Origin of the sequence: Undibacterium sp. CCC3.4 (genome assembly GCF_034347425.1) — a bacterium.
GTDB lineage: Bacteria > Pseudomonadota > Gammaproteobacteria > Burkholderiales > Burkholderiaceae_D > Undibacterium.
This window is the reverse complement of sequence record NZ_CP133779.1, coordinates 769,507-782,285: the sequence shown is the minus strand read 5'-3', so window position 1 is coordinate 782,285 and position 12,779 is coordinate 769,507. Positions and strand designations below refer to the sequence as shown.

Below are 12,779 nucleotides of genomic sequence, written 5' to 3'. Positions count from 1 at the left end.
ACGAATCGTAGTATTGTTGACTAACTGTAACGTCACCGACGCGGTCTCCGACCGTGGCAGGGAAAAGTTAAGTTTTGCTGCAGGCGTGCACGTATATCTATGGAGTCAACATGATTACAAGAATCAGTATTCGTCAGCGTTTTCGTCTGCTGCTCGGTTTCGCGTTTGTTGTATTGCTCGGCTGTGGCTCCTTGGTCATGGAAACTTTTTCTGAAATCAAGGTCAATGGGCCGATTTACCAGCGCATCGTACAGGGCAAGGATTTGATTGCCGATGTCTTGCCGCCGCCCGAATACGTGCTCGAATCGTACTTGACGCTGTTTCAATTGCAAGCCGAGAGCGATGCTGGCAAACAGGGGAAATTGATAGAGCGTTTGCGTGTTTTTAAGAAAGATTATGATGAACGCCACGATTACTGGAAAAATGCCAATTTGAGCACTGAAGTACAGAATTTGCTGCTCAAACAAGCGCACGAACCAGCGCTGGCCTTTTATGCCTTGGCGTTCAATGAGTTTGTGCCAGCCATCCAAAAACAAGATACTGCCGCTGCTGCCGCGGCGATGCTGAAAATTCAAGCACTGTATGACAGCCACCGTAATGCTATCGATCAAGTGGTTAGTACCGTCAGTAAGAACAATGAGCTTGATGAAGCGAGCGCGAAAGCCACGATTAAGCAAACGCAATACGTGCTGGCGGCCGTTTTTCTGTTTTGCCTGGTCGCCTTCTTCTTCACCTTTAACCGCGTCAGCAGCAGCATCACCAATCCCTTATTGTCGGCCTTGACGATCACCCAAGTGGTGGCCGGTGGTGACCTGAGTCAGCAAATCGAGTCGCATGCGACCGATGAAACCGGGCAATTGCTGACTTCGCTCAAAACCATGAATGACAGTTTAGCCGCTACCGTTTCAAGCATACGGGTGGCGACAGAAACCATCACTGTGGCATCGCAGGAAATTGCCAGCGGTAATGCCGATTTATCGTCGCGCACAGAAAATCAAGCGGCATCCTTGGAAGAAACCGCCAGTTCCATGGAAACACTGACCGCCACCGTGAAACAAAATGCCGATAATGCCCGGCAAGCTAATCAATTGGTGCTCTCCGCCAGTGCCGTCGCCGTCAAGGGCGGGGATGTGGTCGCTCAAGTGGTCGCGACCATGGGTTCGATCAAAGACAGTTCACGCAAAATTGTCGATATCATCGGTGTCATCGATGGCATCGCGTTTCAGACCAATATTTTGGCCTTGAATGCGGCGGTTGAAGCGGCTCGTGCCGGTGAACAGGGGCGCGGTTTTGCCGTGGTCGCGGCGGAAGTACGCAATCTGGCGCAGCGCAGCGCCGGTGCCGCCAAAGAAATCAAGGCGCTGATTGGCGACTCGGTTGAGAAGGTCGATCAAGGTGGTAAATTGGTCGACGAGGCTGGTCAAACCATGAATGATATCGTCGCCAGTGTGCAGCATGTGGCCGATATTATGAGTGAAATTACCGCAGCTAGCGAAGAACAAAGTCTGGGCATAGGACAAATCAATATCGCGATTGCCCAAATGGATGAGATGACGCAACAAAATGCCGCCTTAGTCGAGCAAGCTGCGGCGGCGGCTGAAAGCATGGAAGAGCAAGCGCACCAACTTAACCAAGCGGTGGCGGTATTTAAATTGGCCGACGTGGCGGGCAATGGCATGAAACGTATAATGGCGCATGCCGGCAATATCGCAGTGACGCGTGGCAAGTCCTTGCAACTAACTTGAGGGTGCCGCGCCGAGGGCAAGGTATCGGCACTCGGCTGTCCCGGTTTGAAGCCAGTCGGATTAAAAAATCATAGCATGTCGTCAAGTTGTCTTAATGTTTGACTATAATCGCGCGCACATCTACCCGATTGTGCAGCGCGCGGGCGATCAGTGCCCTAATTTCAGTCATACATTTGAGGATCAAACCTATGCCAATATCGACTACGCCGCGCCGCGGCTTTCTCCATACTTTGCTCGCTACCACGGCCGGCGCCACGCTGGCAGTGCCGGCATTGGCGCAGGCGCATGCTGTCGCTGCCACGGTGAACTTGGACCATGCCAAATGGTCGCCACGCAATCATGACTTGGTCGCTGGCTTGATTGCCCGTCATGGTCTTGGCGCGAAAAATTATACGGCCAAACGCAAACCGTATGCTGTGTTCGATTGGGATAACACCAGCATCATGAATGATTGCGAAGAAGCTTTATTAATGTACCAGATTAATCAACTGGCCTTCAAACTGACGCTGGCCGAATTTTCCGGCATTCTGCGTCAAAACGTACCGACTGGAAATTTTACGGCCGATTATAAAAATGCTGCCGGTAAAATTGTTGATCTGGATAGTATTTGCGCCGATCTCGACAGCGATTACGCCTATTTACATGCCAATTACCAAGGTTTTGCTGGTACGCAGAGTCTGGCTGATATCGTGCAATCGGCACAATTTCTTGATTTCCGTGCCAAATTGTATTTCCTCTATGAAGCAGTGAATGATACGCATGGCGTCCATGTCGGCTACCCATGGGTCATCTATTTCTTCGCCAATATGACGGTGTCGGAAGTCAGTGCACTGGCCGAAGCATCGAACGATGCCAATCTTGGCATGGGACTCACTAAAACCAAATACACCAGCCCGACTACTTTGCCCGGGCAGGCAGGCGTGATCACCACCGCGCATTTCCATGGTATTCGCTTATGCACGGAAGTAGCGACACTGATGGATACGTTCCGTCAGAATGGTTTTGATGTGTATGTCAGCACAGCGTCGTTAGAAGATGTGGTGGCGGTATTTGCCTGCAATCCAAAATACGGTTATCACGTCAAACGTGAAAACGTGCTCGGCTTGCGTCTGGAACAAAGTGGTGAAGTGTATAAAAATGCTTACCGTAAAGAATGGCCACTGAACTGGGGGCCTGGCAAATCGCAAGTGATCAAGCAAGAGTTGGTGGCGACCAAGGGCTATGGCCCAGTCTTCGTGGCTGGCGACAGCGACGGCGATTACGATATGTTGCGCGACTTTGTCGATACCGAAATCGGCTTGGTCGTGAATCGCCTCAAAAAAGGCAAAATCGGCGATTTGTCAAAACTCGCCGCCGTTGCGATACCGGAAAAACAGCCGCGCTTCTTGTTGCAAGGCCGCCAAGAATCGACTGGTAATTGGTTGCCGGTAGAAACGACTTTGAAATACGGTAAAACTGCTGCGGCCTTGCTGGGCTGACTGGGTTTGTTGGCGGGATAAAAAAAGCGCTGAGGCGCTTTTTTTTTCGCACTGCTTGGTGCTAGTTGGTAGTAGAAGACAAATCAAAAGTCTGACGGAAAATTTCATCTGCCTGAGCAATGGTGTTTTTACCCAAAGATTCTGCTGCCACTTTAGATGAGCTCTTCAATCTGTCGAAGGTCATGTAAGTTTCGCCATTATCTTTATTTATCAAATTCTCCGATACAAGACGTTTTCCTTCGTGGTCTCGAAGCACGTATTCTGTGGCCGCCAAGGACTTATAACTAGACGTTGCACTTTCAGCTGTATAACCAGAGGTTACACGCAAGATCAATCGTGCATAGCCTTGATGATCATTTAAATTATTGTCAGTTGGTTTTTTTACATCCATTAAGGAGGCTATTTCAGTAGGCTGTGCAATGCTTGTGAGTTTTACATCTCGGCCAGATTTTTTGATGAGTGCCGCGAGATATTCTGCTTGTAATGCATTGATGTCAGGTGCTTTTTCTGCCTTTAATAAATCTGTAAATTCTTTTGATCTTGCACTCGCTCTTTCTCTGAAAGTGAGCTTGCTGCTGGCATCTATTGCAATTCCAGCGATTGTACCAAAGACACCAAAAATTCCTGCAACACCTGATGCAGATGACCCCCCTAAATCCATCACTACATATTCGCTCGGTTGATAGAAAATTTCAATTTTAGAAATTTTTTCGATATCCTTACGAGCAACTTCTTTTTGGCTTACGACTACTGGTGTAGTCGTGCAGCCCGTTATTAAAACTATGCCAAAGATTAGTGAAGCAAGAAGCAAAGATTTATTTTTCATACTGAGTCCGTTAAATATCTGAAGTGTGAGTAGCGAGTAAAGCAGGTTCACTACCTGCGAAGTTGGGGCAGGTACGTGAATCATGCCTAAAGGCAAAACGATATTCGGTACTGGTCTGTGCAAATCAAGCGATGGCATCCATCCCGCCGCCTGTAGATTCACCGCTGCCATTTGCAGCCACGCTCACAATTGCTTACGCCGCCATGTTCGAAAGAACAGAGACTAAGACCTGCTCGTACCAATTTTCGTTCCATTTATCGGCCTCGCTGTAGAGCTCGGCGCGTTTGACCGGATCAGACTCCAAGTTGGCTTGTTCGCGCAAAGCAGTTTGCTGGCTCTCTGCATAACTGGCCACCGCCTGCGGTGCTTGCTGGCTGGCCGCTGCTGTGATCTGCGTTTGCGCGTTGATAGTTTGCTGCACTTGCTGGGCATTGAATATCGCTGCAATGCCGGTTTGTGCGGCATCGCTGGTGATGCTGGTGTTTCCAGCTATGCCGGAAATCCCGCTTAGGCTAACGCTCTGCGCATTTCCCCCAGCCAGACCCAAACCGACGGCCGTACCTTGGTTCCCCGCTGGCAGCGTGCCGACGCCACCGCTGGCACTCATGCTGTGTGCGCTAAATGCTGCTTGGTTTTGCATATCGTTCATCACCAAACCATTGGCGCTGTTAAAACTGTTCAGCCCTTGTTCAAGCGCTTGCGCGGTACTGGCAATCACGGCACCCGTGAGTGCGGTTTTACCGCCGACCTGAACAGTAAAACCACCGTCACCGGCTAACATGCCGGATTGTTGTCCAACGCTGGCATACTGGCTGTCGATCTTGCTGTTACTGAGGTGGCCGCTGACGCTGCCGGTGCCGGCACCGATAGGAATGGCGATGCCGATGCCGGCGCTGTGTTGGGTGCTGTTGTAGTTGCTGCTGTCTTGTTGGCTGGCGATGTTCAGGTTACCGCCAACTTGGGCGGTGATGGTGTGGGCGCTGGCGACGGCACCGGCGAGTGTGGTGTCGCCAGCGGAGGCGATCAGCAAGTGTTGGCCGGCGCTGATGCTGCTATTTAGAAAATGACACAGCACCTGCTGATACCGTTTAAACAAAAAATAATGAAATAAAAAAACCACCCATTAAAAAAACAGAAAATATAATCCTCAAATATCGGCGCTCAGGTTTCGGACGAGCATCAATACTAGGCGATGCCAATAACATTTGGCCAAAAAGGCAGGCATAAAAATTATAAATCGCCCAAAAATACCCGACCATCATAAATAGTAAATTCGCATTGGACATGAACTTATATTTAGCGACCATATTAATGATCGCTATTATTAACAGAATGCACAAAATAGACCATTTTGTTTTTTTATTCATTATTTTTTTTCGTTCTTTTTTCTTCAGAAAGATAGCTATTTGCACGCTCTACAAACGCCTGCCAACCACCGCTCAAATCTATAATAGCAATAGTCTGAGCCGCCGCAGAGCTTGAAAGACCATAAATTTTTTGCAGGTATGCTCCGGCAACATATTGAATGGTTTCTTTTGCACCCGCTTCGGCTAAAGAACCATCAACGTAACCCGATGTCAATCCTGCGGTTGGACCAATAAAACTTGCAATTGCTCCAAGAATTCCTGTCGGATTCGCAATCGTCACCAACGTCGACGCCGTCCCTATATCATTAAGAACCTTCTTATCGAGCGCTTTAACATACGCCGCAGTCTGCGCATCCGCCATGTCCAAATTCTGACCACTGCAACCGGCTGAGGCAACAGGACAAGGGAAATATTTTGGTTCAAACGGCTTGCCATCGACAGTGATTCGTTGGCTGTATCTGCCCTTTTCGTCCAGTACCAGATTAGTAGCTGGATCACGTTTCTCATTGGTATTTTCAACTGACGACGGCGATTTAATCGGCTTTTTTATAATGATGCCAGCAATTTCCTTATCGACGCTGTCGGAATTGATATGCGGTGAATTAATTTGTTCAGGAGTCGCATGGAACAAAAACTGCCCGCCACCAATCGATACATTCGGAGTCGTCCCCGCGTATTCAGTTTGTAATGTATGCAAAAATGCTTCGGCTTGGGCGGAATAAGGTACGGTGTAACCCAAATTATTATCGACAAGGGTCTGTGCCGTATTGGCGAGTAAGGCTAATGCACCTTCCACTTGTCCTGGCATCGGATCATCTGTGTTGTAGAGCTTTTTTGCGAAACGTGCGGCATTTTTTTTAATGATCGCGATTTCTGTCGGATGCAACTGCCGATTATTCGCATCCACCACCAAGCCCATGCCCGCACCAGCCATGCCTCCGCCAGCGGCGCCACCGATACCGGCCGCAGCCCCGGTCGCAATCGCTTGCGCCGCCATGTTCGCAAGGCCAGGCGCGAGACCGGCTCCGGTGAGTTGTTCAGCCATACTGCTCTGAACCTGCTCAAGCATGGGTGCCGCCAGTGCCGCCGCGCCGGCACCAAGTGCGCCACCAATTCCGCCGCTTAATGCACCGGTGACGAGGTGTAGCTTCGCGCGATTAACACCGCCTTCGTTCCACTTATCGGCTTCGCTTTGTAGCTCGGCGCGTTTGATCGGATCGTTTTCGTTTTTCGCTTGTTCGCGCAAAGCAGTTTGCTGGCTCTCTGCATAACTCGCCACGGCCTGCGGTGCTTGCTGGCTGGCCGCCGCTGTGATCTGCGTTTGCGCGTTGATAGTTTGCTGCACTTGCTGGGCATTGAATATCGCTGCAATGCCGGTTTGTGCGGCATCGCTGGTGATGCTGGTGTTTCCTGCGATGCCGGAAATCCCGCTTAGGCTAACGCTCTGCGCATTTCCCCCAGCCAGACCCAAACCGACGGCCGTACCTTGGTTCCCCGCTGGCAGCGTGCCGACGCCACCGCTGGCACTCATGCTCTGTGCGCTAAATGCTGCTTGGTTTTGCATATCGTTCATCACCAAACCATTGGCGCTGTTAAAACTGTTCAGCCCTTGTGCAACGCTGCTGGCCGCTTGTTTAACGGCCAGGGCGGCACTGGCGGCGGCCAGCGCTTGCAAACGCGGATCGCTGACTTGGCTGGCGGCTTGGCTCTGTTGTTGCGTGGCTTGGCTGTGGTTCATGGACGAGGAGAACCAGCCGCTACTGCTCTGGGTAGTGGCTTGGTTGAAGCTGCTGCTTTGCGCGGCGCTGGCAATGGTGAGGTCGCGCCCGGCGCTGATGAGCAGGTCGCTGTGCACGGTGGTGTTGGACTGGCGCAGATAGACGATCATGGTAGTGATACGTTTTACTGATTTAGTATAGTGAGTCATAAATAAGTGTAATTATTTAAGGCACTTCTCGCGCTTCATGTATCTACGTTTAAAAAAATAAAAATTAACGACCAGAACTACGTTTTTCGTAATACCAGCTTATCGTTCCAGCATAGAAACCTATGAATAAAATGGCTAATGTCCAGCGTTTAAGACGATTCCAGCTCGGTAGGGTATAGGGGATGTCGTAAAGCAACCAGCGCAACAAAGGAATAGCTAAAAATTCCGCGATTAAAAGAATACCGATAAATCCTATCAATAAGAATAAGATCACGAAATAAGCCCAGCGCCTTAGCTCAAATTTAGTCTTTGACTTCATTTCTGACCCTTACCATTATTTTGTGTTCCACTACCCACACCCTCTTGCACAGCCCCTCCTACAATATTGCCGCCCCAAGAAGGAATCGGACTCTTCGGAACCCAAGCAGACATGCCCATCCCAACCTCCTTCCAATCCTGCCGATACCAAGGATTGAGTACCTTATTCAGACTCCCTTCAATTTTTGATCCAATGGGGTAACCGATCGCTGTTCCAACGCCAGCCCCGATCATTGCGCCATTTGGATTCTGGCCTTGCATGCCAGACCCGGCAAGCGCACCACCTGTATTGACTAGCATGGCCGGAATGAAGCCCATTCCAGTAGATGCCGCGCCGGTTACGCCTGCCATTCCGAAACTGAACCAGTCGAAGGGTTGTGGCATGCTTAATTGAACGGCTCCATTCACTCCTGAGCCAATCCCAGCACCGGCAATGGCTGCACCCATAGCCGGAAGTCCGCCACCAGTTGCCAATCCTAAGCCGATCATTCCAACGCCAGCAAGCGTTGCTCCCACTGGATTTTTTTGCATATTGCTACTCACCAGTTCGTTATAAGCCTGCCCGCTGCCAAGTTGCCCCTAAGCTGCATCATGGGCATACTGGTTCGGCGCAATATATTGCGTATTGAAGTTGGTGTTGGCATATTGCGGATCATTTTTACTCCCGCTGCAATTCAGATTCTGACAGCCAATAAGGCTACGAATTTGGTAATCGTGAAGGCCACCACTGCCATCCGACATGGTGCCGGTCGCAACGGCCGTATTATGATCAGAGTTGCGCAGCATTTCTGCCAAGATACGCGCTTCGGCTGTCTGTTCCGTGATGCCTAATCTATTCGAGACCAGTTCGGCATTCTTTTTGGCGAAATCGTATTGGTGCTGATCTAACTGCCGATTATTCGTATCGACCACCAAACCCATGCCTGCGCCTGATACGCCACCAGCGACACTACCGATACCTGCTGCAGCCCCGGTCGCAATCGCTTGCGCTGCCATGTTTGCAAGGCCAGGCGCGAGACCGGCATCGCTTAATTGCTGCGCCATATTTGTCTGAACCTGCTCAAGCATCGGTGCCGCCTTCGCACTAGTCCTGCACCGAGCACGTCACCGACTCCGCCGGTCGATACACCGTTGATCCTGATTTACCCACCGACTTTAATGTTGAAAACACTTAACTCCCAGTTGCATTTCATATTTGAACTCGTGAGGAATTGTTTAAGCAAAAATATACAAAAATAGAAAAAATGATCGCAACAACAATCCAATAAATTGTTTTCCCCCATCGAGACATTTTTTGATATTGCTCCTCACTGAGATTTGGCCCTGCCATATCATTTCTCCTTTTTCTTATTAACTTGGAATCCATAGACTATGGGAGTTACAGAAGCCCCAGAAGGAAAGCTCAATCCACCTTCAATAGATCTTTGCCCACCATAACCATTATTTATTCCACCAACAGCCCCAATTACTGGAAAGACAGGGATCGGATAATAAATTGCTCCAGAAGCTCCCGTACCTTGTAAAAAACTGCTTGTGGACTGTGCACTGGCTCCACCAATGATATTGCTACCAGAGGAGCAGGGATTTTTACGTTTGTAGGGGGGCAATATTATTTGCGAGGCATGTTCACCCATGCTAAAAAGGTGAACGCACATGCCAGTAGCACCCCTTTCACTAGAATCCCTTTTACGCTGATAGCTCCGAATAGTCCTATGACACCTAAGGTTTGATAGCAACCGCTAATAAAGATACAGCTTAAATAAACTCCAACGATCCAGATTAGCGACATTCCGGGAATACATATCAAAAGAGATATGCACAATATCGAAAATAGCTTTCTCATTATTTCTTAGCCCCAGACTGAGATGATAAATGTTGCTGCACGGAGTTAATTATTTCCTGAGACGATGCCCCTGCGGTAGAACCAGCAATAGGAGCATAAGTATTTGGCCTAAACAAATTCCAACTTCCGCTAGCCGCCCAATTTGGCGTATTAATGGTCGGTCGCATCATTGAATTTACGGTAGATTCGCTAAATTTTCCGATACCATAACCAAGACTAGACAAGGCACCACTCGCAAGCGCGTTCCCTACCACATTATTATTCTGCCCATACAAATAATTATTAATCAGCGCTCCTCCCCCATCTGTCAGACTACTTGTCGTGTAACTTTTTAAATTGAACCGATCTCATTGAAGTCTGTTTGTTTGTGTTTTTCGCATTATCTATCCAGCTTTTTCCGGCGTAGGCAGTCGGGTTTTATGGGTGGAGCGCAGCGGAACCCATTCCCTCAAGACGTTAAGGTTTGCTTTTTGATTTTGAAGTTATACGGCTAAAATGACCGGCGATCTTCAATCTGGTTGTTACCTCTCTTTTTAACTTATTGAGCGAGGCAACAATGGCAACCTATTCCGCTGCATTTATTGAGCAGGCATTACAGAAGGCCTATTCCCGTGGCGACCGAACAATCATGTCAGTGGCCACTGATTTAAATTTGAATCACCACACGTTGAGATATTGGATGAAAAAGAAGTCAGCACTGGCGGGCAGTCCGGCGTCAGAAAAAGAAAAACGACCGAGCGACTGGACGGTAGAAGAACAACTGCAGGCACTGCATGAGAGCCATGCGTTAGCGGGAGAGCAGCTTCAGGCATGGTGCCGTGAACGTGGTTTATTCCCGCATAATTTAACCAGTTGGAAATCTGCTTTTTGCGCCAGCGGTAAAGAGGCCGCACCCAAAGCTGGTGAAGTTAAATCGCTGAAAGATGAAAACGTCAAACTCAAGCGTGAGCTGGCCCGGAAAGACAAAGCTCTGGCGGAGGCGGCAGCACTGCTGGTTCTGCAAAAAAGTTCCGTGCGCTTTGGGAGGACGAGGAGTAATGACCCCAATCCCGGAGCGCAATAACGTATTGACACTGGTAGCTGAAGCGGTGGTTTCAGGCGCACGTCAGGAACGTGCCTGCGACGTAATTGATTTAAGCGAGCGTACGCTGCAGCGCTGGAAAATTGATCAGGTGACTGAGCAAGCAGACCGGCGAACAGGGCGTGTGCAGGTACCTCAGAATCAGCTTAGTTCAGAGGAACGACAACAGGTTCTGGCCATTGCCAACTCGCCGGAATACGGCCATCTGCCGCCAAGCCAGATCGTTCCGCGATTGGCTGATGATGGAATTTATGTCGCATCGGAGTCAACGTTCTATCGCTTACTCAAGGCTAAAAATATGCTTGTGCACCGTGGCGAAGAAAAGCCAAGGCAACCCCGCAACAAACCACGTGCTTTAAAGGCAACCGGGCCCAACCAATTGTACTGTTGGGACATCACCTATTTGCCGACAGAGATCAGAGGCATCTATTTTTATCTCTATATGTTCATCGATGTATTTAGTCGCAAAGTGGTCGGCTGGCAGGTATTTGAAACCGAAAGCAGCGCGCTGGCCAGCGAGGTGATGAAGGACATTTGTGTGCGAGAAAAAATCGCACAAAATCAGGTCGTTCTTCATTCGGATAACGGCAGTCCGATGAAGGGCTCCACGATGCTGGCCATGCTGCAGGTGCTGGGCGTCATGCCGTCATTCAGTCGTCCTGCCGTGAGTAATGACAACCCGTTCGCCGAAAGCTTTTTTAAAACATTGAAGTACTGCCCAGTATATCCACGTCGCCCATTTAAGGATCTCCTGGCAGCCAGGAATTGGGTTACTACATTCATGCATTGGTATAACGAAGAACACCGGCACAGTGCCATTCAGTTTGTAACGCCAGCTGAACGCCATGCCGGTCTGGATGTGGAATTATTGATTCGACGTGAGCAATTGTATGCGGCGGCAAAAGCAAGGAACTCGAATCGCTGGAGCGGTGCTACTCGTAACTGGGACCGCGCCAACGTTGTTGACTTAAATCCAGACAAAACTAACAAGGAAGCATTAAATCATGAGGACGTATATCAAGAACTGAAACTGGCGGCATAAAAATTTACTTTTAGGCGACAACTAGCTTGAAAAACTCCGCCTCCCGCACCACCTGCTGCATTGACACCCACGTTCCACAATAAACCTCCATAACTACCAGCACCGCCCGTCATGGCTGCAACTCCAACATCGACCGGATTGATTGATCCATTCTGGGCATATTGCGCACCTGCATTAATACCCGCACTAATGGCCGCCGTCCCCACCGGCGAAGCCCACATACTCGAACCCAAAGCACCTCCAGTACTAAAAATCGGCGTGCCATTAATCATCGCTATCGGACCTGCACCGGCAACCACGCCAGCCACGCTGGCGGCAAGCAGCGTTTGGCTGCCTGCTTGTTGTAAGGCTTGTTCTTTATGTGTGATGGCTTGGGCAATCGCACTTGCTGACGGTGTATTGGTATTGCCATATTGCGCATACATTTCCGGGTTGGCTTGTTGTGTCGGTGTAGCATAGAACATATAGCCTGTGCCAGAGTTCCCTTCTGCCGGCAGCAAACCATGGGCTTCTTTCAAGAATACAGAGGCATGCTTATCCGACTCACCAGGAGAACCGGATTGCACTTGTCGATCTGCTTGTGCTGTCAACGTTTGCACTGCTTGATCAATTGAGATGCCATTTTGCGAGGCATAGCGAGTTGCATTGTCTTTAATCCAGTTTATCTCTGTCGGATACAACTGCCGATTATTAGCCACTGGCGGGTGGGAGTGCTTTTTTACAAATATCACTATAGCTTTGAGGTGTGCCAGGGGGAAATGGCAGAAGATTATTCTAATCTTCTAATGTACGGACATATTCTGCCGCCGCTTCACAAAGATCATCGTATTGAAATAACGGTGCCTCCATATTTGCAAAGTACCAACTATCCTGACACAGAGGGGAGTCATCTGAAACAAAACATATATATAACAACAGCAATAATAAAAGCAATGAATATCCAATAGGCAATTTTGTCTAAATTAGAGAATTCCGTATAACGTTCACCAAATGTTTTAGTAAACGTTTCTTTAAAAAGTTGCTTATATGGTTTTTCATTTTTCATTTTTATTCTCTAAGTTACTACCTTTTAAACCAACTTTACCCCGCATTCGCGGGTTCGGGTGCGCGTGATGATGGAGTGTCTGGTGATTACGACCGAGTAAAAGACGC

Annotated in this window: 12 protein-coding genes and 1 pseudogene; 4 read left to right on the top strand and 9 right to left on the bottom strand. The window is 49.1% G+C overall.

Annotation, left to right across the window (positions count from 1 at the left end):
* Nucleotides 1–110: 110 nt before the first annotated feature.
* Both RHM61_RS03620 and RHM61_RS03615 read left to right on the top strand, forming a co-directional pair.
* Nucleotides 111–1,745 carry a methyl-accepting chemotaxis protein gene (locus RHM61_RS03620; protein WP_322249774.1) on the top strand — a complete coding sequence of 545 codons (1,635 nt, stop codon included), beginning with the start codon at nucleotides 111–113 and terminating at the stop codon, nucleotides 1,743–1,745.
* Between the two features lie 188 nt (nucleotides 1,746–1,933).
* Complete coding sequence (locus tag RHM61_RS03615; RefSeq protein ID WP_322249773.1) at nucleotides 1,934–3,223, top strand: HAD family hydrolase; 1,290 nt, start codon at nucleotides 1,934–1,936, stop codon at nucleotides 3,221–3,223.
* A gap of 61 nt (nucleotides 3,224–3,284) precedes the next feature.
* Here RHM61_RS03615 and RHM61_RS03610 read toward each other — a convergent pair whose 3' ends face one another.
* The 4 genes from RHM61_RS03610 to RHM61_RS03595 all read right to left on the bottom strand — a co-directional run bounded on the left by RHM61_RS03610 (nucleotide 3,285) and on the right by RHM61_RS03595 (nucleotide 7,091).
* The gene (locus RHM61_RS03610) at nucleotides 3,285–4,049 is read right to left on the bottom strand and encodes a hypothetical protein (RefSeq protein ID WP_322249772.1); all 765 of its coding nucleotides are present in this window, start codon (nucleotides 4,047–4,049) and stop codon (nucleotides 3,285–3,287) included.
* A 193-nt stretch (nucleotides 4,050–4,242) separates the two neighbouring features.
* Complete coding sequence (locus RHM61_RS03605) at nucleotides 4,243–5,145, bottom strand: hemagglutinin repeat-containing protein (RefSeq protein ID WP_322249771.1); 903 nt, start codon at nucleotides 5,143–5,145, stop codon at nucleotides 4,243–4,245.
* On the bottom strand, nucleotides 5,138–5,416 hold the full coding sequence (locus tag RHM61_RS03600) for a hypothetical protein (RefSeq protein WP_322249770.1): 279 nt from the start codon (nucleotides 5,414–5,416) through the stop codon (nucleotides 5,138–5,140). The genes RHM61_RS03605 and RHM61_RS03600 overlap by 8 nt, the downstream gene beginning before the upstream one ends.
* Nucleotides 5,409–7,091, bottom strand: coding sequence for a hypothetical protein (locus RHM61_RS03595; RefSeq protein WP_322249769.1), 1,683 nt, complete (start codon nucleotides 7,089–7,091; stop codon nucleotides 5,409–5,411). The genes RHM61_RS03600 and RHM61_RS03595 overlap by 8 nt, the downstream gene beginning before the upstream one ends.
* Here RHM61_RS03595 and RHM61_RS03590 point away from each other — a divergent pair.
* Nucleotides 7,086–7,325, top strand: a complete 240-nt coding sequence (locus RHM61_RS03590; RefSeq protein ID WP_322249768.1) for a hypothetical protein — start codon at nucleotides 7,086–7,088, stop codon at nucleotides 7,323–7,325. The genes RHM61_RS03595 and RHM61_RS03590 overlap by 6 nt on opposite strands.
* Before the next feature lie 82 nt (nucleotides 7,326–7,407).
* On the opposite strand, the gene RHM61_RS03585 is transcribed toward RHM61_RS03590, so the two are convergent.
* From RHM61_RS03585 to RHM61_RS03570, 4 genes are all read right to left on the bottom strand, one after another.
* Entirely contained in the window at nucleotides 7,408–7,662 is a 255-nt protein-coding gene (locus RHM61_RS03585; RefSeq protein ID WP_322249767.1) for a hypothetical protein, read from the bottom strand.
* Nucleotides 7,659–8,192, bottom strand: coding sequence for a hypothetical protein (locus RHM61_RS03580; RefSeq protein ID WP_322249766.1), 534 nt, complete (start codon nucleotides 8,190–8,192; stop codon nucleotides 7,659–7,661). The genes RHM61_RS03585 and RHM61_RS03580 overlap by 4 nt, the downstream gene beginning before the upstream one ends.
* 48 nt (nucleotides 8,193–8,240) lie before the next feature.
* Nucleotides 8,241–8,729, bottom strand: a complete 489-nt coding sequence (locus RHM61_RS03575; RefSeq protein ID WP_322249765.1) for a hypothetical protein — start codon at nucleotides 8,727–8,729, stop codon at nucleotides 8,241–8,243.
* Nucleotides 8,730–8,992: 263 nt separating this feature from the next.
* Nucleotides 8,993–9,295 (bottom strand): hypothetical protein, encoded by a 303-nt coding sequence (locus RHM61_RS03570; protein WP_322249764.1) that lies wholly within the window; start codon nucleotides 9,293–9,295, stop codon nucleotides 8,993–8,995.
* A 765-nt stretch (nucleotides 9,296–10,060) separates the two neighbouring features.
* Here RHM61_RS03570 and RHM61_RS03565 point away from each other — a divergent pair.
* Nucleotides 10,061–11,627 (top strand): annotated as a pseudogene (locus tag RHM61_RS03565) (IS3 family transposase).
* Here RHM61_RS03565 and RHM61_RS03560 read toward each other — a convergent pair.
* Nucleotides 11,603–12,358, bottom strand: coding sequence for a hypothetical protein (locus tag RHM61_RS03560; RefSeq protein WP_322249763.1), 756 nt, complete (start codon nucleotides 12,356–12,358; stop codon nucleotides 11,603–11,605). The pseudogene RHM61_RS03565 and the gene RHM61_RS03560 overlap by 25 nt on opposite strands.
* Nucleotides 12,359–12,779 lie beyond the last annotated feature (421 nt).